Origin of the sequence: Streptomyces sp. NPDC006739, from assembly GCF_042869815.1 — a bacterium.
Lineage (GTDB): Bacteria > Actinomycetota > Actinomycetes > Streptomycetales > Streptomycetaceae > Streptomyces.
In genome coordinates, this window is record NZ_JBIAGM010000001.1 from 454,311 (window position 1) to 474,891 (window position 20,581).

The 20,581-nt window shown below is 71.1% G+C and carries 17 protein-coding genes; 4 read left to right on the forward strand and 13 right to left on the reverse strand.

The features are described 5' to 3' along the window. Positions 1–15 precede the first annotated feature (15 nt). The 9 genes from ACFYMM_RS02115 to ACFYMM_RS02155 all read right to left on the reverse strand — a co-directional run bounded on the left by ACFYMM_RS02115 (position 16) and on the right by ACFYMM_RS02155 (position 11,099). Positions 16–600 (reverse strand): Uma2 family endonuclease, encoded by a 585-nt coding sequence (locus ACFYMM_RS02115; RefSeq protein ID WP_388382890.1) that lies wholly within the window; start codon positions 598–600, stop codon positions 16–18. Between the two features lie 95 nt (positions 601–695). Further along, complete coding sequence (locus ACFYMM_RS02120) at positions 696–1,973, reverse strand: thymidine phosphorylase (protein WP_388382892.1); 1,278 nt, start codon at positions 1,971–1,973, stop codon at positions 696–698. Between the two features lie 90 nt (positions 1,974–2,063). Then, entirely contained in the window at positions 2,064–2,477 is a 414-nt protein-coding gene (locus ACFYMM_RS02125; RefSeq protein ID WP_388382893.1) for a cytidine deaminase, read from the reverse strand. After that, positions 2,474–3,733: an ABC transporter permease gene (locus tag ACFYMM_RS02130; protein ID WP_388382895.1), complete on the reverse strand. Its 1,260-nt coding sequence runs from the start codon at positions 3,731–3,733 to the stop codon at positions 2,474–2,476. Before ACFYMM_RS02130 ends, ACFYMM_RS02125 begins: the two co-directional genes overlap by 4 nt. Next, positions 3,733–4,854 (reverse strand): ABC transporter permease, encoded by a 1,122-nt coding sequence (locus ACFYMM_RS02135; RefSeq protein ID WP_388382897.1) that lies wholly within the window; start codon positions 4,852–4,854, stop codon positions 3,733–3,735. The genes ACFYMM_RS02130 and ACFYMM_RS02135 overlap by 1 nt, the downstream gene beginning before the upstream one ends. Continuing rightward, on the reverse strand, positions 4,851–6,524 hold the full coding sequence (locus ACFYMM_RS02140) for an ABC transporter ATP-binding protein (protein ID WP_388383303.1): 1,674 nt from the start codon (positions 6,522–6,524) through the stop codon (positions 4,851–4,853). Before ACFYMM_RS02140 ends, ACFYMM_RS02135 begins: the two co-directional genes overlap by 4 nt. 215 nt (positions 6,525–6,739) lie before the next feature. Then, on the reverse strand, positions 6,740–7,786 hold the full coding sequence (locus ACFYMM_RS02145; RefSeq protein ID WP_388382899.1) for a BMP family protein: 1,047 nt from the start codon (positions 7,784–7,786) through the stop codon (positions 6,740–6,742). 216 nt (positions 7,787–8,002) lie between these two features. Further along, positions 8,003–9,028, reverse strand: coding sequence for a BMP family protein (locus tag ACFYMM_RS02150; RefSeq protein ID WP_388382900.1), 1,026 nt, complete (start codon positions 9,026–9,028; stop codon positions 8,003–8,005). A gap of 853 nt (positions 9,029–9,881) precedes the next feature. Further along, a complete protein-coding gene (locus tag ACFYMM_RS02155) occupies positions 9,882–11,099 on the reverse strand; it encodes a M20 family metallopeptidase (protein WP_388382902.1) in 1,218 nt (405 codons plus the stop codon). A 227-nt stretch (positions 11,100–11,326) separates the two neighbouring features. Here ACFYMM_RS02155 and ACFYMM_RS02160 point away from each other — a divergent pair, with 227 nt between their 5' ends. Beyond that, entirely contained in the window at positions 11,327–11,989 is a 663-nt protein-coding gene (locus ACFYMM_RS02160; protein WP_388382904.1) for a class I SAM-dependent methyltransferase, read from the forward strand. A 31-nt stretch (positions 11,990–12,020) separates the two neighbouring features. Here ACFYMM_RS02160 and ACFYMM_RS02165 read toward each other — a convergent pair whose 3' ends face one another. Genes ACFYMM_RS02165 through ACFYMM_RS02180 form a run of 4 tightly spaced genes read right to left on the reverse strand, consistent with a single transcriptional unit; the run spans position 12,021 to position 16,755 of the window. Then, entirely contained in the window at positions 12,021–13,163 is a 1,143-nt protein-coding gene (locus tag ACFYMM_RS02165; protein ID WP_388382906.1) for a hypothetical protein, read from the reverse strand. 43 nt (positions 13,164–13,206) lie between these two features. Further along, on the reverse strand, positions 13,207–14,145 hold the full coding sequence (locus ACFYMM_RS02170) for an N-acetylneuraminate synthase family protein (RefSeq protein ID WP_388382908.1): 939 nt from the start codon (positions 14,143–14,145) through the stop codon (positions 13,207–13,209). A gap of 13 nt (positions 14,146–14,158) precedes the next feature. After that, complete coding sequence (locus ACFYMM_RS02175; protein ID WP_388382910.1) at positions 14,159–15,409, reverse strand: cytidylyltransferase domain-containing protein; 1,251 nt, start codon at positions 15,407–15,409, stop codon at positions 14,159–14,161. Between the two features lie 32 nt (positions 15,410–15,441). Next, positions 15,442–16,755, reverse strand: coding sequence for a DUF6716 putative glycosyltransferase (locus ACFYMM_RS02180; RefSeq protein WP_388382912.1), 1,314 nt, complete (start codon positions 16,753–16,755; stop codon positions 15,442–15,444). Between the two features lie 198 nt (positions 16,756–16,953). Here ACFYMM_RS02180 and ACFYMM_RS02185 point away from each other — a divergent pair, with 198 nt between their 5' ends. From ACFYMM_RS02185 to ACFYMM_RS02195, 3 genes are all read left to right on the forward strand, one after another. Beyond that, a complete protein-coding gene (locus ACFYMM_RS02185; protein WP_388383305.1) occupies positions 16,954–17,931 on the forward strand; it encodes a glycosyltransferase family 2 protein in 978 nt (325 codons plus the stop codon). Further along, the gene (locus ACFYMM_RS02190) at positions 17,928–19,262 is read left to right on the forward strand and encodes an alpha-2,8-polysialyltransferase family protein (protein ID WP_388382914.1); all 1,335 of its coding nucleotides are present in this window, start codon (positions 17,928–17,930) and stop codon (positions 19,260–19,262) included. Before ACFYMM_RS02185 ends, ACFYMM_RS02190 begins: the two co-directional genes overlap by 4 nt. Before the next feature lie 65 nt (positions 19,263–19,327). Then, complete coding sequence (locus ACFYMM_RS02195) at positions 19,328–20,446, forward strand: acyltransferase family protein (RefSeq protein ID WP_388382916.1); 1,119 nt, start codon at positions 19,328–19,330, stop codon at positions 20,444–20,446. The last annotated feature ends 135 nt before the right edge of the window (positions 20,447–20,581 follow it).

Sequence of the window (20,581 nt, forward strand, 5' to 3'; positions counted from 1 at the left end):
GGGGGGTAAGCTGCCCTACTCGGTTGGGAACTCGCCCGTGTCGATGACCAGGTCGAAGGGTGCGGGCAGCTTGATGGCGTCGCCGAACTTCACAGCGCTCAGAACCTGGTAGACATCGCCCTTCGGCTCTCCGTAGAGCGTCGCGGTGGGGCCTCCCGAGGCCCAAGGGTCGATGAGGAGGTACAGCGGGATTCCCGCGGTGGCGTATGCGGCGGGCTTGCTGACGCGGTCGTGGCGGGCGTTGGACTTGGAGGTCACCTCGACGACGAGTTCGGCGAGGGCGGCAGGGATGTGGGAGTCCGCCTCCGCGTGATCCTGCAAGGGCGCCACCACCAGGTCCGGGATGAGCATGCCCAGACGCGACGGTACGGCAACGGCCAGCGTCTGGAAGACCTCCCAGTCCTCTGGGATGACGGAGTAGAGGCGACGTTGGATACGGGCCGCGATCACGTTGTGGCGGTACGCGGGAGCAGGTGACACGGTGATGATCCCCTCGATGATCTCCACCTTGCTGCCCTCGGGCCATTCCATCTCCTCCCAGTACCGGACGAGGTCGTCCCAGTGCTGGTCGGGGTCCTGGCTCACGGTGAGTGCGCTCATGGCGGTCTCCAATCGGTGCGTCACCGATCCCAGCATGCCGAACGGGACCGGCGCCGGTCCACCGGTCCCGTTCACCCGAACGAAGAATCCCCTGGTCAGGCGATACGTTCCAGCACGACCGGCGTGGCCGAGAACTCCGTGCCGGCCGGGGCCACGTCGTAGCAGCCCTCCACCGCCTGGAGCGCGTACTCGAAGCGCTCGGGGGTGTCCGTGTGGAGGGTGAGCAGGGGCTGGCCCGCCGTCACCGTGTCGCCCGGCTTGGCGTGGAGTTCGACGCCCGCGCCCGCCTGCACCGGGTCCTCCTTGCGGGCGCGGCCCGCGCCGAGGCGCCAGGCGGCGATGCCGATGTCGTAGGCGTCCAGCCGGGTCAGGACGCCGGAGGCGGAGGCCTTGACCACGTGCTGTTCCTTCGAGGTGGGCAGCGGGGCGTCGGGGTCGCCGCCCTGGGCCGCGATCATGCGGCGCCAGACGTCCATCGCCGAACCGTCGGCCAGGGCCTTCGCCGGGTCGGCGTCCTTCACCCCGGCCGCGTCGAGCATCTCGCGGGCCAGGGCGACGGTCAGCTCGACCACGTCCGCGGGGCCGCCGCCGGCCAGCACCTCCACCGACTCGCGGACCTCCAGGGCGTTGCCGGCGGTCAGGCCGAGCGGGGTGGACATGTCGGTCAGCAGGGCGACCGTCCGCACACCGTGGTCCGTACCGAGACCGACCATCGTGGAGGCCAGTTCGCGGGCGTCCGCCAGCGTCTTCATGAAGGCGCCCGTGCCCACCTTGACGTCCAGGACCAGCGAGCCCGTGCCCTCGGCGATCTTCTTCGACATGATGGAGGAGGCGATCAGGGGGATCGCCTCCACCGTGCCGGTCACGTCACGCAGGGCGTACAGCTTCTTGTCCGCGGGGGCCAGCCCGTCGCCCGCCGCGCAGATCACCGCGCCCGTCCCGTCGAGGACGGAGAGCATCTCCTCGTTGGAGAGCAGCGCGCGCCAGCCCGGGATCGACTCCAGCTTGTCCAGGGTGCCGCCGGTGTGGCCGAGGCCCCGGCCGGAGAGCTGCGGGACGGCCGCGCCGCAGGCGGCGACCAGCGGGGCCAGCGGCAGGGTGATCTTGTCGCCCACACCGCCCGTGGAGTGCTTGTCGGCCGTCGGGCGGGACAGGGACGAGAAGTCCATGCGCTCACCGGAGGCGATCATGGCGGCCGTCCAGCGGGCGATCTCACGCCGGTTCATGCCGTTGAGCAGGATGGCCATGTTGAGGGCGGCCATCTGGTAGTCGGCGACCTCGCCGCGGGTGTAGGCGTCGATGACCCAGTCGATCTGCTCGTCGCTCAGCTCACCGCGGTCCCGCTTGGTGCGGATGACGGAGATGGCGTCCATGGCCGTGGCCTCGTTCCTCTTGGAGTCCGGTGCGAAAGCCCGCGGCCCCTCCGGGCGGCTCTTGGAGCCCGGAGGGGCCGCGAGGGGGAGTTACTTGGTGAGATGGTCCGGCCCGAAGGCCTGCGGCAGCATCTCGGAGAGCGGGAGGATGCCCGCCGGGGTGTCCAGCAGCAGGTCCGGGCCGCCGAACTCGTACAGCAGCTGGCGGCAGCGCCCGCACGGGACGAGCAGGGAGCCGGTGCCGTCCACGCAGGTGAAGTGCGTCAGACGGCCGCCGCCGGTGCGCTGCAGCTCGGAGACCAGCCCGCACTCGGCGCACAGTCCGATGCCGTACGAGGCGTTCTCGACGTTGCAGCCGGAGACCGTGCGTCCGTCGTCGACCAGCGCCGCCACGCCGACCGGGAAGCCCGAGTAGGGGGCGTAGGCGTGGGACATGGCCTCCCGTGCCTCGGCGCGCAGCGCCTCCCAGTCGAACGCGCCGGACGCTGCGGACGCGGCGGTCACTTGCCCTGTCCCTTCCGGTACGGCAGGCCGTCGGCCTTCGGCATCCGCAGGGACTGCGCGGACAGCGACAGCACGAGCAGCGTGACGAGGTACGGCGTGGCCGTCACCAGCTGGCGCGGGACGTCGTTGGTGGCGACGTACCAGACGAACATCAGGGCCGCGACGACGGCGGTGACGACGGCGGGGACGTACTTCTTCTTCCAGACGAGGTAGGCCGCGCCGAAGACCAGCAGGATGGCGAGGAGCAGGATCAGCGCGTGGACGTTCACCGTGCCGCCGCGCAGGTTGAGGCTGTCGGTGTAGCCGAAGAGGCCGGCGCCGAGGGCGAGGCCGCCCGGCATCCAGTTGCCGAAGATCATCGCCGCGAGGCCGATGTAGCCGCGGCCGGCGGTCTGGCCGTCCAGGTAGACGTTGGAGGCGACGAGGGAGAGGAAGGCGCCGCCGAGTCCGGCGAAGCCACCGCTGATGATCACCGCGATGTACTTGTACTTGTACACGTTGACGCCGAGGGACTCGGCCGCCACCGGGTTCTCGCCGCAGGAGCGCAGGCGCAGGCCGAAGGCGGTGCGCCACAGCACCCACCAGGTCAGCGGGACCAGGGCCACCGCGATCACGGTGAGCGGCGACAGGTCGGTGACCAGGCCGCCGAGCAGGCCGCCGATGTCCGAGACGAGGAACCAGTGCTTGCCGTTGAGGGTGTCCAGCCAGTCGGACAGGCCGGGGACCGAGAAGGTGCCCAGCGAGTCGATCGGCGGGGACTGCTTGGTGGAGCCCTGCGGGGCGTTGGCGAAGGTGAACTTCGACAGGTAGCGGGTGACACCGAGGGCCAGGATGTTCAGCGCCACACCGGAGACGATGTGGTTGACGTTGAAGGTCACCGTGGCGATGGCGTGCAGGACGGCGCCGAGCGCGCCGCCGATGATGCCGAAGGCGACACCGGCCCAGGGGCCCCACTGGTAGCCGGCCCAGGCGCCGAACCAGGTGCCGAGGATCATCATGCCCTCGAGGCCGATGTTGACGACGCCCGCGCGCTCGGCCCACAGGCCGCCGAGGCCGGCGAGGCCGATCGGCACCGCGAGTTCCAGGGCGGTGGACATCTGGCCGGTCGAGGTGATGCCGTCCGCGCCGGTGATCAGGCGGACGATCGAGGTCAGCACCAGTACGCCCGCGATGACGAGCAGGAGTACCGGGAGCGACATACGGCGGCCCCTGCCGGGCTGCTTCGCCTGCGGCTTGGCGATGGTCGCGGTGGACATCAGGCCGCCACCTCCTTGTTGGTGTTCTGAGCGGCGGCCGCGGCCAGCTCGGCGCCGACCTGGCGCTGCTGGCGGCGCAGACCCCACTGGCGTACGGCCTCGTACGAGATGACGACCGCGAAGACGATCAGGCCCTGCATGATCGTGGCGATCTCCTTGTCGTACGCCACCGGGGTCGCGTAGTCGAGGGCGGGAGACGCCTTGTCGAGGAAGGCCCACAGCAGGGCGGCGAGGGCGATGCCGCCGGGGTTGTTGCGGCCGAGCAGGGCGATGCCGATGGCGGTGAAGCCGAGGCCCGCCGGGAAGCTCAGGCTGTAGGTGTGGGTGTCGCCGAGCAGCAGCGGCAGGCCGGACAGGCCCGCGATGGCGCCGGAGATCAGCATGGAGACGAGCACCATGCGCTTGGCGTCGACGCCGGAGGCCGCGGCGGCGGTCTCGGAGGCGCCGGTGGCGCGCAGGTCGAAGCCGAACCGGGTGCGGTTGAGGACCAGCCAGTAGCCGATGCCGAGCAGGACGGCGAGGAAGACCAGGCCGTAGATCTCGCCGACGTCGGAGCCCATGTTGATGCCGGGGAACCAGCCGGACTTCTTCATGATGCCGGTCGTCATGTTGTTGCCGACCTGCACGCCCCACACGTCGGTGAGGGTGACGTAGCCGATGACGCTGGTGGCGATGGCATTGAGCATGATCGTCGCGACGACCTCGCTGACGCCCCGGGTGACCTTCAGGACGCCCGCGATACCGGCCCAGAAGGCGCCGGTGCCCATGGCGACCAGGAGGAGCAGGGGGATCTGCAGGAAGCTCGGCAGGCCGACGTTGGCGCCGACCACGGCGGTCATCACCGCGGCGAGGCGGTACTGGCCGTCGACGCCGATGTTGAACAGGTTCATGCGGAAGCCGAGGGCGACCGCGATGGCGGCGATGTAGTACAGCGACGCCTGGTTGATGATCAGGACCTGGATGTCCGAGTACGGCAGCTGCTGGAGCATCAGGGTGTACGGCTCGAACGGGTTCTTGCCCGAGGCGAGCAGCACGACGGAGGTCAGCGCGATCGCCAGGACGAGCGCGATGACCGGTCCGGCCACCGCGAGGAGCACCCGCTCCTTGTCGAACTTCTTCATCGGGCGTCGTCCTCCGGACCGGCGTCTGCCCCGTCTTCGGGGGCGGTCTCTACGTGTTCCAGGTGACCGGACGCGGCACCCGTCATGGCCGAGCCCAGCTCCTCCGGCGTGATGGTGGCGGGGTCGGCGTCCGCGACCAGCCTGCCGTTGTAGATCACGCGCAGGGTGTCGGACAGGCCGATCAGCTCGTCCAGGTCCGCGGAGATCAGCAGCACGGCCAGGCCCTCGCGGCGGGCCTCGCGGATGCGGTCCCAGATCTGCGCCTGGGCGCCGACGTCCACGCCCCGGGTGGGGTGGGCGGCGATCAGGAACTTGGGGTCGTGGCTCATCTCGCGGCCGACGATCAGCTTCTGCTGGTTGCCGCCGGAGAGGGAGGCCGCGGTGACGTCGATGCCGGGGGTGCGGACGTCGTACTGCTCGACGATCCGGCGGGTGTCGGCCTGGGCGCCCTTGATGTCCAGCCAGAAGCCCTTGGCGTTGGGCTTCTCGGTGACATGGCCGAGGATACGGTTCTCCCAGAGGGGGGACTCCAGGAGCAGGCCCTGGCGGTGGCGGTCCTCGGGGATGTAGCCGACGCCCCGCTCGCGGCGCTTGCGGGTGGCCCACGGGGTGATGTCGTCGCCGAGGAAGACGATCCGGCCGGAGTCGGCGTGCTTGGTGCCGATGAGCGCGTCGATCAGCTCGGTCTGGCCGTTGCCCTCGACACCGGCGATGCCCATGACCTCGCCGGCGTGGATGGTGAAGGTGACGTCGTCCAGGACGCGCTTGGCCTCGCCGGCGCCCGCGAACTCGGTGAGCCCGGGCGAGGACGGCTCGGCCTCGGCGCCCAGGGAGGCGCCGCCGCTCGCGTAGACGGTGAGGTTGCTGACCTCGAGCACCGGCTGGTCGGTGACGGTGGACTCGGCGGTCTCCGGGGTGGGCAGCTCGCTGCCGACCATCAGCTCCGCGAGCTGGCGCGGGGTGGTCTCGGAGGGGACTGCCGTGCCGACGGTGGTGCCGCGCCGGATGACGGTGATGTCGTCGGCGACGGAGAGCACCTCGCCCAGCTTGTGCGAGATGAAGATGACGGACAGGCCTTCGGACCTCAGCTCGCGCAGGTTGGCGAAGAGTGCGTCGACCTCCTGCGGGACCAGTACGGCGGTGGGCTCGTCCAGGATGAGGGTGCTGGCGCCGCGGAAGAGGACCTTGAGGATCTCGACGCGCTGGCGGTCGGCGACGCCGAGGTCCTCGACCAGGGCGTCCGGGCGGATGCCCAGACCGTAGCGGTCGGAGATCTCCTTGATCTTCCGGCGGGCGCCGCCGCCGATGCCGTGCAGCTTCTCGCTGCCGAGCACCACGTTCTCCAGCACGGTCAGGTTGTCGGCCAGCATGAAGTGCTGGTGGACCATGCCGATGCCGCGCGCGATGGCGTCGGCCGGGGACGAGAAGGAGACCTGCTCGCCGTCGACCGCGATGGTGCCCTCGTCCGGCTTCTGCATGCCGTAGAGGATCTTCATCAGGGTCGACTTGCCGGCGCCGTTCTCGCCGACGAGGGCATGGACGGTGCCCTTGCGGACCGTGAGGTGGATGTCGTGGTTGGCGACGACACCGGGGAATCGTTTCGTGATGCCCGCGAGCTCTACCGCGACGGTCGAGGGTGCGGTGAGCGGAGGGCTGCTGGACGCGTCGATGGCGCACTCTCCTCAGGAAAGGGGCCACTCTACGCGCGTAGCGCCCCTGCTTTAAATAGTGCCCGGATCTGATCGGCTTTGTTGAAGTACCCGATCCGTTCCGAGCATTCTGCCGCGCGAACGGGACACGGGGAGACATGCTCCCCGGGCCCCGTTCCGTGGCCGTAACGCTGCCATTACAGCGCTCTCCAGGCCAAGGCCCGTGACCGGGAAGGTCAGGAGGTCTTCACCTTGATGGTGCCGTTCTTGATGCCCTCTTCGGCCTTCTTGACCGCGGCCTGGATGTCCGCGTTGCCGGCGAAGGCCGGGTTGGAGTTCGACAGGCCCACGCCACCGTTGACGAGCGAGCCGCGGATCTCACCGGACAGCGGCTTCTTGTCCTTGATCACGGACTTGGACAGGTCGTACACCGCGCCCTCGACGTTCTTCAGCGCCGAGGTCAGGATGTAGTTCTTGTACGCGGCCAGCGCGGTCTGCTGGTACTGGTCGGAGTCCACGCCGACCGCCCAGATCTTGTGCGCGGCGGCGGCCTTGATCACGCCCTGGCCGGAGAGGCCGGCGGCGGCGTAGAGCACGTCGGCGCCCGCGTCGATCTGACCCTGGGCCGCGTTCTGGCCCTTGTCGGGGCTGGAGAAGCCGCCCTCCTGGGCCGTCTCGGTCAGGTACTGCTTCTCGACCTTGATGTTCGGGTTGACCGACTGGGCACCCTGGACGTAGCCCGCCTCGAACTTGTGGATCAGCGGGATGTCCACACCGCCGATGAAGCCGATGTGGTTCTTCTTGGTGGCCTTGGCGGCGGCGACACCGGCGAGGTAGGAGGACTCCTCCTCGTGGAAGACCATGTCCGCGACGTTCTTCGCGTTGATGGTGTTGTCGTCGATGATGCCGAAGGTCACCTTCGGGTACTTGGCGGCGACCTCCTTGACGGCCGGCGCGTAGGAGTAGCCGACGCCGATGATCGGGTTGTAGCCCGCCTTCGCCAGGGTCTCCAGGCGCTGCGCCTTGTCCGCGTCGGACTCGCCGTCCTGCGGCTCGATGTCCCGGCCGCTGACGCCGAAGTCCTTCTCGGCCTTCTGGAAGCCCGCGAAGGCGGCGTCGTTGAAGGACTGGTCGCCCTTGCCGCCGACGTCGTAGGCGAGGCCGATGCCCTTCGACTTGCCGCCGGTCGCGGACGAGGTGGACGAGCTTCCGCAGGCGGAAACAGTGACAGCAAGGGCTGCGGTTGCAACGCCTGCAACCGCGATACGGGACACCCGGCGCATGGAACTTGACTCCTTTGTGCAAGCGCCCAAACCAGGCGCTGGTTCCGCCGCAGCGTAACGCGCGTAGACCTGACGGAAAACCCCCAATGTCCGGTCCGTTATCGAGCTGTGGCCACAGTCACGGGCCAAGGTTACGGAGAGCAGTACGCCCCTTGCGGGAGGCAAGGGGCGCACGGGTGCAACCGTGCCCGACCGGGTGTACCGGCCGGGCTCGGATCACTTGGTGTTGACGGTGACCTTGCCGTCGATGATGTCCTGCTTGGCCTTGTCCACGGCGGCCACGACCTTGGTCAGCGCCTTGTACTTCGGGTTGGTGTCCGCGAAGCCGACGCCGCCCGACTTCAGGGTGCCCTCCACGGTGCCGCTCTCCGGCTTGCCTTCGACGACCGACTTCGCCAGGTCGTAGACCGCGCCGCCGACGTTCTTCAGCGCCGAGCCGAGGATGTAGTCCTTGTACTTGGCGAGCGCGGTCTGCTGGTACTGGTCGGAGTCCACGCCGATCGCCCACACCTTGGCGGTGGCGGCGGCCTGGATGACGCCCTGGCCGGAGAGGCCGGCCGCGTGGTAGATCACGTCGGCGCCCGCGTCGATCTGCCCCTGAGCCGCGTCCTTGCCCTTGTCGGGGCTGGAGAAGCCGCCCTCCTGGGCCGTCTGGGTGAGGTACTGCGACTCGATCTTGATCTTCGGGTTGACGGACTTGGCTCCCTGGTCGAAGCCCGCCTCGAAGGTGTGGATGAGCGGGATGTCCACGCCGCCGATGAAGCCGATGTGGTCCTTCTTGGTCGCCGAGGCCGCGGCGACGCCCGCGAGGTACGAGGACTGTTCTGCGGCGAAGACCAGGTCGGCGACGTTCTTCGCCTGGATCGTGGAGTCGTCGATCATGCCGAAGGTGACGTGGGGATACTTGGCGGAGACCTCCTTGACGGCCGGCGCGTAGGAGTAGCCGACGCCGATGATCGGGTTGTAGCCCGCCTTCGCCAGGGTCTCCAGGCGCTGCGCCTTGTCCGCGTCGGACTCGCCGTCCTGGGGCTCGATGTCCCGGCCGCCGATCTTGAAGTCGGTCTCGGCCTTCTTGAAGCCCGAGTAGGCGGCGTCGTTGAAGGACTGGTCGCCCTTGCCGCCCACGTCGTAGGCCAGGCCTATGCCCTTGCCGGAGTACTTGCCGTCCTTGGACGAGGTGGTGGAGTCGGTGCTGGACTTGCCGCAACCGGCGGCCGCGAGGGCGACGACAGCGACGGTCACCGCAGCTTGGGAGAACCTGGTCCTCCGAGAGATCAGACGCACAGCAAGCACCCTTCATCCCCACGGCACCGTCACCGGCCCGCTTCCCCAATGTGCCGCCAGTGGTGGCGATTTCGGCGCACAGTAACGCGCGTAGAAGGGGAGGGGAACGGGGTTTCTCCCCGCCGTTATCGATTCGTGCCGACTCCGGGTTACGACGGTGCGCCGACGGTTACACCAGGGTGACACAAGCGGACGAAGGGTCACTAATGGGGTGCCCCCGCTGTCGGGGGTCGCGATGCCGGCTCCAGGGCACGGAAGCCACCCTGGCGCAGGTCCGCTCACCGTCCCGTCACCGGGCGGGCGCATGCCGGTGCGGACGCAGCGCGGGACCCCGAGGCAGCGCCCCGGGCACCCTGCGGCAGCGCGCGGCGGCTCCCGGACCGCTGCGCGGCGGTCGTCTACGACCGCCGGGGTCGCGGCGCGAGCCGGTCACGCTCACCCCCGGCATGCGGACTCGCGGGGCGCTTCGCCCGAGTACGCGCGCCGGGCGCTCGCCCACTGCGTCCGGGCGGCGAGATCCCTCGCGGACAACTGCTCGTCCGCGCCGACATCACGACGAGGCAAGGCAGGCACCATCCGGCCACGCGGCGAGTCCCTGGACGTGTCGGATCACCCTGCGCGGGTCAGCACCATCCGGCCACGCGGCGAGCGCGGCACGGGAGGCGTGCATCACGCTGCCGGATCCGCGAAATCCGGTCACGCGGCGAGCACCCCCGGGACGCGCGGCACCAGGGCGCCCCGTACCCCCGCGCCCTAACGGCATCGCGCCCGGCGCTCGCGCGGCACCGTGGTGCCCCCGCACCGCCGCGCGTTAGGGCATCGCGTCCAGGAGTGCAGCCGCCGTGAACAGTTCCACGCCTACCGTGATCGCCTGCTCGTCCGCGTCGAAGTCGCCCTGGTGCAGGTCGCGCACCGTGCGGTCGCCGGGGGTACGTACGCCGAGGCGGGCCATGGCGCCGGGCACCCGTTCCAGGTACCAGGAGAAGTCCTCGCCGCCGAGGCTCTGCTCGGTGCCCTCGACCGACTCCACGCCGCGCCGGGCGGTCATCGCCTCGCGCAGCAGTTCGGTGACGGCGGGGTCGTTGACGACCGGGGGCACACCGCGTACGTAGTTGATCTCCGACTTGGCCCGGTGCAGGGTGGCGACCTCGTCGATGGCGGCGTGCAGGACGTCGGGCGCCTGCCGCCAGGTCTCCAGGTCCAGGCAGCGCACGGTTCCGGACAGCTCGGCGTGCTGCGGGATGACGTTGGGGGCGTGCCCCGACTCGACCCTGCCCCAGGTGACGGCGAGGCCGCTGCGGCTGTCGACGCGGCGGGCGACCAGCGCGGGCACGTCGACGACCACGCGGGCGGCGGCGGTGACCAGGTCGGTGGTCAGGTGCGGGCGGGCGGTGTGTCCGCCGGGGCCGTCGAGGGCGATCTCCAGCCGGTCGCAGGCGCTGGTGATGGGGCCGTGCCGCAGGCCGATCAGACCGGCGTCCACGCGCGGGTCGCAGTGCACGGCGAGGATACGGGCCACCCCGTCGAGCGCCCCGCAGGCGATGGCGTCGGCGGCGCCGCCGGGCAGCACCTCCTCGGCCGGCTGGAAGATCAGCCGCACCGGGCGCGGCAGCATGCCCTTGGCGTGCAGGTCGGCCAGGACCAGGCCGGCGCCGAGGACGACGGTGGTGTGCACGTCGTGACCGCAGGCGTGGGCCCGGTCGGGCACGGTCGAGCGGTACGCGCAGTCGCTCTTCGTGTCCGGGATGGGCAGGGCGTCGATGTCGGCGCGCAGGGCGAGGATCGGGGCGCCGGCGCCCGAATCGCCGATGTCACAGATGAGTCCGGTGCCGACGGAGAGGACGCGGGGCTTCAGCCCGGCCTTCTCCAGCCGCTCCTTGATCGCGGCGGTGGTGCGGAACTCCTGGTTGCCCAGTTCCGGGTGCATGTGCAGGTCGCGGCGGAACGCCACGAGTTCGGCGAACAGCTCCTCGCTGAGCACGCCGGGGAGCGCATCGCCGGGAAGGTCGGCCTCGGACTCTCGGGACATCAATTGCTTCACCCTCTGAAGGGTAGGACGCCCGGTCGGTCGACTGACCCTCGATCAACAAAACTTCAACCCGTTAGGTGAAGAAAATCTGACCGGCGGACGCATGGCGGCGGACTGAGGTGGGTAAGACCTCTGTTTCCCTACTCCACGGATACCACGCCTCGGTACAGTCACGCCGGAACTGTCCACGTACCGGGACCGGCCGGTAACCGGTAGCGTGCGCCGGCGTGAGCGACGTCGACGCGGACCCCGCGGACTTCCTGGAGACCACCCGCCTCTCCTACGACAGGATCGCCAAGGAGTACACGGCCCGCCACCCCGACGGCCTGGCCGCGAACCCCCTGGACAAGTCCCTGGTCACCGCCTTCGCCGAGCTGGTCGCGGCGAACTCGCCCGCCCCGGTCGCGGACCTCGGCAGCGGGCCCGGGCATGTCGCCGCCCGCCTGCACGACCTGGGCGTTGCGGTGTTCGGGGTCGATGTCTCGCCCGGGATGGTGGCACTCGCCCGGGAGGCCCATCCGCACCTTCGCTTCCACGTGGGCTCGATGACCGCGCTGGATCTGCCGGACGGGACGCTGGGCGGCATCCTGGCGCTGTACTCGACGATCCACGTGCCCGACGAGCAGCTCCCGGTCGCCTTCGCCGAATTCCACCGCACCCTGGTGCCCGGCGGTCATGTCCTGCTGGCGTTCCAGTCGGGCCGTGAAGGGGGTGGTACACGGCTCACCGAGCGGTTCGGGTACGAGATCGATCTCCCGTACTACTGGCGGACCCCGGAGACGATGGGCGCGCTGCTCGGGGCGGCCGGACTGGAGGTGCGGGCGACGGTCCTCCGGGAACCGGACGGGGAGGAGAAGCGGCCCCGGGCCTTCGTACTGGCCCGGCGCTGACCGGGCGGGGCGGGCGCGGCCCGAAGGGGCCCTACGCCGGGCTCACCGCCGCCAGACGGTGTACGTCCCGTGCCGTACCGGTCACCCCCGACAGGAAGCCCTGCGCCCGGGGGGACGCCGTCTCCGTCAGCCAGTCGGGGTCTATGTCGCAGACCGCCACCCGGACGCCCGTGCCGGCCAGGGCCAGCGGCAGGGTGTGGACCACCGTCGAGGGGAAGCTGAGGACCGTACGGCCGATCGGGCCACGGCGGGCGATCAGCTCCAGGGGCAGATCGGGGCGGACTATCTCCAGGCCGGTCTCGGCGGCCAGCCGGTGGAGTTTGTCCGCGCTCTCGCGGCGGTGGGCGAAGTAGCGGGTGGCGCCGTGGGTCTTCGCGAGGTCGCGGACGGCCTCCTGGTAGCGGTCGCCGTCGACGACGCCGGTTTCCACCAGTGAGGTTCCGACCATGTCCGCGCCCTTGGTGATGCGCGGCGGCCCGAAGCGGGAGCGGGTCCAGCCGAAGTCGTTGGCGGTGACGGTCACCCCGGCGGGTGTCTCGGTCACCGGCATGGAGGAGAAGACCTCCACCCGGCGGCGGTCGCCCGGGGTAAGCCGGCGGCGGGCGGCGGCGGACACCGGCGCGAAGAGCAGGTCGCGGGGACCGGGCCGGCCGCCCTTGCGGTGCCAGCGGACCAGGCGTTCCCCGCGCGCGAGCTGGGCGACGAACTCCATGGTCGCCGTGCCGTCGTCGACCACCACCAGGTCACGGGCCCGGGTGATCGTCAGGAGGAGCTGTACGTAGCGGGAGAACGGGTCGCCCATGACGATGCGGTCGGCCCGGCGCAGCGGCCCGGTCAGCCCGCCGATGGTGTGGAAGGGCGCGACCGGGCCGCCGCGCGCCTCCTCCCAGCGCACCCGGAACCCCTCGTCCCGGGCCAGGTCGGCCATGCGCCGCAGCTGGCCCCGGGTCATGGGGTCGGTCGGGGACAGCACGACGACGGTGAGTTCCGCGCCGGGCGGCGGCCCGTCCGCCATCGACCGCCGTACCTGCGGGGGCACGGACGGCGGGCCGGGGTCCGCCCCGCGCACCCCGTGGACGTGCGCCCACTCCAGCACGTTCAGCAGCTGGACCGGGCTCTCCACGAAGGCGAGGGTGCGGACCGGGGCGCCGGGGTCCGTGGCGCGGGGGCTCATCGACGTACGACCGTCCCGTGGTGAGGGGCTCGCTGGGCCGTTCTCAGACCGCGACCGGCTCGCCCGCCGCCGCCGCGATCTCCGCCTCGGCGACGACGCCGGCGACGCGGCGCAGCTTCTTCATGGGGCCCAGCTCGGAGTCGTAGACCTTCTTGACGCCGTCACCGAGGGACGCCTCGATGGCGCGGATGTCGCGGACCAGGCGGGTGAGGCCCTGCGGCTCGACGGAGGCGGCCTGGTCGGAGCCCCACATGGCGCGGTCCAGGGTGATGTGGCGCTCGACGAAGGTCGCCCCGAGCGCGACCGCGGCGAGGGTGGTCTGCAGACCGGTCTCGTGGCCGGAGTAGCCGATCGGGACGTTCGGGTACTCCTTCTCCAGCGTGTTGATCACCCGGAGGTTCAGCTCGTCGGCCTTGGCCGGGTAGGTGGAGGTGGCGTGGCACAGGAGGATGTTGTCCGAGCCGAGGACCTCGACCGCGTGGCGGATCTGCTTCGGGGTGGACATGCCGGTGGAGAGGATGACGGTGCGGCCGGTGGCGCGCAGGGCGCGCAGCAGCTCGTCGTCGGTGAGGGAGGCGGAGGCCACCTTGTGGGCGGGCACGTCGAACTTCTCCAGGAAGGCGACGGCCTCGGTGTCCCACGGGGAGGCGAACCAGGCGATGTTCCGGCTCTTGCAGTACTCGTCGATCTGACGGTACTCGTCCTCGCCGAACTCCACCCGGTGGCGGTAGTCGATGTAGGTCATCCGGCCCCAGGGGGTGTCGCGCTCGATGTCCCACTGGTCGCGCGGGGTGCAGATCTCCGGGGTGCGCTTCTGGAACTTCACGGCGTCGCAGCCGGCCTCGGCGGCCACGTCGATGAGCTTGAACGCGTTCTCCAGCTCGCCGTTGTGGTTGATGCCGATCTCGCCGCAGATGTAGACGGGGCGGCCGGGGCCGGCCTCGCGGGAACCGAAGTCACGGATGCGGGAGTTGGTGCTCATGGCTGGGATGTCCTTACTCGGGGAGGGAATCGAGAGAGGGGCCGAGGATCCAGTTGGCGATCTCTCGGATCGCGCCGTCGCCACCGGGGACGGTGGTGACCGCGCGTGCGGCGCCGCGTACGACGTCGTGGGCGCTGGCGACCGCCACGGGCCAGCCGACGAGGGCGAAGCACGGGAGGTCGTTGACGTCGTTGCCGACGTAGAGCACGCGCTCGGGCGCGATGCCCTGCTCCTCGCACCACTGCTTGAGGGCGAGGTCCTTGCGGTCGATGCCGTGCAGCACCGGGAGCTGGAGCTTCCGGGCGCGGGCGGCGACCACCGGGTTCTGTTCCGTGGAGAGGATCAGCATCTTCAGGCCGCTTCTGCGCAGGGCCGCGATGCCGAGTCCGTCGCCGCGGTGGACGGAGACGAGTTCCCGTCCGTCGGAGTCGATCAGCACCCGGTCGTCGGTCTGGGTGCCGTCGAAGTCGAGGACCACGGCGTCGATGTCGTCGTGGCGGGGAAGGGCGCCGGGCCGCTCGGCGTCGAAGAGCGGCGCGAGGGCCCGGGCGCGGGCCAGGTCGTGCGGGTCGTCGATCTCCAGCACCCGGGCCGGGTCGGTGCGGACCGGCTCGGTGTGGCCGAAGAACCGGTGGTTGTGCTTGCGGAAGCCGGCCGCGTCCATCGCGTAGGCGGCACCGGTCTCCAGCAGGTCCTGCGGGCGGTCCTGGCGGCGGGGCCGGAAGGACTTGTCGTGGTTGACCCCGTAACCGCCGCTGCCGTCCCCGGAGTCGGTCTCGTCGGCCGGGTCCCGCCAGAGGAAGCCGTGGAACGGCGCCACGGTCACCGCCGTGTCGGCGCCGTTGTCCACGACCGCGCCGGCCACCCCGTCGATGTCCTCGCGGACGAGGAAGGGGCTGGTGCACTGCACGAGCAGGACGACGTCGACCGGTGAGCCGTGCAGGGCCTCGTGGGCGTCCATGGCGTGCAGGACGGCGGCCTCGGAGGTGGCGGTGTCCCCGGCGATGGCGGCGGGCCGCAGGACGACCTCGGCGCCGGCCGCCCGCGCGGCGGCGGCGATGGCCTGGTCGTCGGTGGAGACGACCACGTCGGTGACCAGCCGGGCCGCCCGGCACTCGCGCACCGCGCGGGCCACCAGCGGGACGCCGCCGACGGGGGCGAGGTTCTTGGCGGGCACGCCCTTGGAGCCGCCGCGCGCGGGGATCACCGCGAGCACCCGGCGTACCGAGGGTGCGGGGTCCGCTTCCGGGTTGGCGTTGGGCATGGGCTCGACTCCTTGGCGTGGGATCCGGTCGCTCACAGCTCTCCCATTCGTCGGATCACGGGTGCCACCCGCTGGACGCCGTGGCGGTAGGCGCCGCGTGCGGCCCGGCGGACGATCTGCCGGACCGGTCCCGGGGCCTTGTCGGCGGCGGGGGCCCCGGGCAGCGGTGAGCCGTCGGGACCGAGGTGGTGGCGGGCGAGGATCCCGGGGAGGTAGCCGGGCGCGGTCTGGGGTGTGTAGTAGGGGGTGAGGGGCGGCAGGCCGCCGGGGCGGTCCAGCAGCCCGGCGATGCGTTCGCGGGCCGCGTCGAAGGCGGTGGCGTAGGTTCCGTCGGCCGCGACGCCGTTGCGGGCCACCCACCCGGGGTCGGCCACCGGGCGGTGCCCGGCGTCCAGCTGGTCCCAGGAGGCGAGGCAGCCGGAGCCGACGAAGTGGTGGTTGCCGAGCACCTCGCGCACGCCCAGGTCGGTCAGGACGGCCGTGGGGATGCGCCGGTGCAGGGCCTCGAGGGCGGCCGTCGAGCTGAGGGTGACCAGCAGGTCGGTGCGGTCGAGGACCTCGCCCATGTGCCCGTACACCAGGCGGAAGTTGGCGGGCGGGTCCTGGCCCTGGACCAGCTTCTGGTACGGCAGCTCCTCGATGTGGGTGGTGTGCTCCCCCGGCTTGGAGCGCAGCTTGAGCAGCACCTCGCGCTCGGGGTGCCCGCGGGCGTGCCGGATGAGGCGGCCGAGCAGGTAGGCGCGGTCCTCGCGGCTGTCCGGGACCGAGGGCTGGGCCGCGAACACCACCGTGCGGGGCTCGTGTTGGCCGGCGTAGGGCTCGCCGCCGAGGAACGGCAGGGCGACCTCGGTCACCGAGGAGGCGTCGGCGCCCACCCCCTCGTACACGGCTCGGAAGCGGTCCGCGTCCTGGCGGGAGTTGGCGAGGACCAGGTCCGCGCCGTGCCGCAGCAGCAGGCCGTCGGCGAGCTTCTCGTAGACGACGCCGACATAGCCGGTGACGACGACGGGACGCCGGGTCCGGCTCGCCCAGACCTGCTTCAGCCCGTGCAGCACGGCTTGGACGCCGCCGCCCACCAGAGCGAGGACGAGGACGTCGTACGACTCCGCGTCCATGGCGCGCAGGAACTCCAGGGCGCTCACCTCGCGCAGCGAGTCGGCGCGGACGCCGACCTCGCCGAGCTGGCGGGCGGTGGGGGTCGCTCGGCCCCGCAGGAGATAGCCGTCGAGCCGGATCCCGGTGTCGGTGGGGTTGAGGCGTTGCGCGGTGAGCGCGCCCCATTTCCACCGGGTGTCGGAATCCGCGAGGACGGCGACCCGCAGGGCCTTCGTTGCACTTGCTGGCACGCCGAAGACGCTAGGAAGGCATTCCGAGGTCCGGCCCAACCGGAATGCAACAAACGGTTAACAGCACATCGCCGAATGGCGTTTCGGGCCCCGATCGGCCCGGAAAAAGGCCCGGTTCACAGCTTCGCCACGCGTCGTTCACCTGAGATCAAGGCGACGGCCAAGACGAATGCCGGGCTTCGCCCTAGCGTCCTGTGCGTGGTCAAGCTCTCCGTCATCGTGCCGTTCTACAACGTGCAGCAATACGCGCCCGACACCCTGAGGAGCCTCAGGGCGAACGCGCGTGACGACTTCGAATTCATTCTCGTCGACGACTGTTCGCGCGACGGGACTTCAGAGATTCTCGCGCGCGCGGAGCGCGAGCTGCCCGGCGCGGTCCACGTCAGGCACGAGAAGAACGGCGGGCTGGCGACCGCCCGCAACACCGGCATCGACCGGGCGCGCGGCGAGTACCTGACGTTCCTGGACGGCGACGACTGGCTGGCACCCGGCTACTACCCGGAGCTGGTCGCCGCGATCGAGGAGCTGGGCTGCGACTTCGTCCGCACGGACCATGTGCAGTGCACGGGCCGGGCGCGCGTGGTGCACCGGGTGCCGCACGGCCGGCGCGGTGTGGTGATGAACCCGCGGGAGGCGATCCTGCCCGCCGACCGGTCCACCTCGGTGGACTACGCGTTCGCCTGGGCGGGCGTCTACCACCGCCGGCTGGCCGACCGGGGGCTGCTGCACTTCACCGACGGGCTGCGCACGGCGGAGGACCGGCCGTGGATCTGGAAACTGCACCGGGAGGCGGAATCCTTCGCCGCGGTGAGCCTGCTCGGGGTGTTCTACCGGCGCGGGGTCGCCTCTTCGCTCACCCAGATCGGCGATGTCCGGCAACTCGATTTCATTCGGGCATTCGACCAGGTGATAGAGGAAGTCGCACGGGACCCGGAATCGGACAAACTCCTGCCAAAGGCCGTGCGCACGTATTGCGCCATCATTTCCCATCATCTGGGATCCATCGAAAGGTTCGAGGCTCCGGTGGCGAAGAAACTGAAATCCCTCAGTGCCGCCGCCCTGCGGCGCATGCCGCAGGACGTGCTGGACGACGCGCTGGACTCGATGGACGTCCAGCGCGCCGGCAAGCTGCGCCGGCTGCGCCGCCGTCCCGCCCCCGCCGGAGCCGCCGCGTGACCACCCAGATCTTCCAGGCGTCCACGCTGTACGGCACCGCCACCCTCGCCGCCGCCCTGGACTCCGGCTGCTTCCGCCCCGCCGACCGGCGCATCCTGCTGGTCTGCAACACCACGGCGACGCCCGAGACGACCCCGGGGCTGGACGAGGCACCCGGGTTCGAGCAGCTGCGCGAGCGGTTCGACGAGGTGCTGTCGTACAACGAGACGATCTTCCCCTTCCACCCGGGCGGCTGGGCGCCCCGGCCGGACGACCTGCCGCTGTGGGAGAGGTTCCTGCGACTGGAGTGGGAACTCGGTGACGACGACGTCGAGTTGGCCGTGGAGTCGATCCAGGTCAACCCGGCGCTCGGCCTCGCGCAGATCTTCACCGGGGCACCGGTCACGGTCTACGCGGACGGTCTGATGAGCTACGGCCCCACCCGCAACAAGATCGACCCGCTGGTCGGCACCCGGGTGGACCGCCTCCTCCACCTCGACCTGGTGCCGGGCCTCACCCCGCTGCTGCTCACCGAGTTCGGCGTGCCGCCGGAGATCGTGCCGACCGCCGCCTTCACCAAGGTGCTGGCCCACCTCACGTCCATAGCCGACGAGTTGCCGGAGATCGAGGAGCCGGCGCTGCTGCTCGGCCAGTACCTCTCGGCACTGGAGATCCTCACTCCGGAGCAGGAGGAGGACCTGCACGTCCGGATGCTGCGCGGCGCCGTCGCCCTCGGCCACACCCGGGTGGTGTTCAAGCCGCACCCCTCCGCCCCGGCCCGCTTCGCCCGCACCCTGGAGCAGGAGGCGGAGAAGCTCGGCGCCGACCTCACCGTCCTGGACACCCCGGTGCTCGCCGAGGTGCTGTACCAGCGGATGCGTCCCGCGCTGGTCGTCGGCTGCTTCTCCACCGCGCTGCTCACCGCCTCCGCGCTGTACGGCCTGCCGGTCGCCCGCGTCGGCACCGGCACCCTGCTGGAGCACCTGACCCCGTACGAGAACAGCAACCGCGTCCCGGTCACCGTCGTCGACGCGCTGCTGCCGGAGCTGACCGACCGGGCCGCGGTGACCGCGCAGCGACCGGGCATGGCGGTCGAGGCGCTGGGCGCGCTGGTGCGGGCGGTGGGCTACGCGATGCAGCCGAAGATCCTGCCGGCGCTGCGCGAGGAGACCGAGCGCTATCTGGCCGGACATCTGCGCGACGGGACGCTGCGCTACTTCAAGCGCAGGCGTCTGACCTCGTTGGCGCTGCCCGGCGGGGTCCCCGCCCAGCTGGCGTTCATCCCGCGCAACGCCACCGTCCGCCGCGTGGCCCGCACGGCACGCAGTCTGCGCCGGGGCGTGCGCCCATGACACCGCCGGTGAGTCAAGCGACGCTCCCCCAGGGTGGCGGGCTTCCCCAGGACAAGGCCGGGGCCATGCCCCCGAGTTCGCACCAGGCGGCCTCCGGCGGGGGCCGGGGGCGCCTGCTCGCCCTGGACGGACTGCGGCTCGTGGCCGCGCTGATGGTCTGCCTCTACCACTACACCGGTCGCGGAGGACCCGTTGCCGCGTCCTGGCACCAGTCCCCGACCCGGATGTTCCCGTCCCTGCACCAGGCGGCCGTGTACGGCTGTCTGGGCGTGCAGTTCTTCTTCGTCATCAGCGGTTTCGTGATCTGCATGAGCAGTTGGGGCCGCACCCTGGGCGACTTCTTCCGCTCCCGGGTGGCCCGCCTCTATCCGGCCTACTGGGCGGCCCTGGTCCTGGTCACCGGCGCGGCGGTGGCCCTGCCCGTGGTGGTGCACCCGGTGCGGACCGACGAGTTCCTGGTCAACCTGACGATGCTGCAGCAGCCGATGGGCGTGCCGCGGGTGCTCGGCGTGTGCTGGACGCTCTGGGTCGAGGTGCGTTTCTACGTGCTGTTCGCGCTGCTCGTGGTCGCGCGGGGCGTCACCTACCGCCGGGTGGTGCTGTTCTGCGGCGGTTGGACGCTGGCGGCGGCGGTGTGCGCGTCGTCCGGGAACGCGCTGATCGAGCAGCTGGTCATGCCGCAGTACGCGCCGTTCTTCGTCGGCGGTCTCGCGCTGTACCTCGTCCACCGCTTCGGCGGGGACCTGCTGCTGTGGGGCATCGTGGGCGTCTCCTGGCTGCTGGGCCAGTACACCGCCACCCGGGGTCTGTGGCATCCGGGGTCGCAGGGTCCCGTGCACCGCGATCCGCACGTCATCCTTCTGATCGTCACGCTCGCCTTCGCCGCCGTGGCGGCCGTCGCGCTGGGCTGGACGCGGTGGGCGAACTGGCGCTGGCTGACCACGGCCGGCGCGCTGACCTACCCGTTCTACCTGGTCCACGAGCACCTGGGCTGGTTCGTCATCCGCGTCCTGCACCGGAGCCTGGGCCTGCCGCCCTGGCCGACGCTCGCGGTGACCGTGCTCGGCATGCTCGCGCTGGCCTGGCTGATCCACCGGTTCGTGGAGAAGCCGGTCGGCCCGCGTCTGAAGAGGGCGTTGAAACGGCAGAAGTTGGGCGGTCGTTCACCTCGCCTTGGGTTTTGAACCGGGGGTGGGGGGGGGGGCCCCCCGGGCGGCCCCCCCCCCCCCCGCGGCCCCCCGGGGGCGCCCCCCCCCCCCCCGCGGGGCGGGCCCCCCCCCCCCCCCCCCCCCCCCCCCAACCCCCCCCCCCCCCCCCCG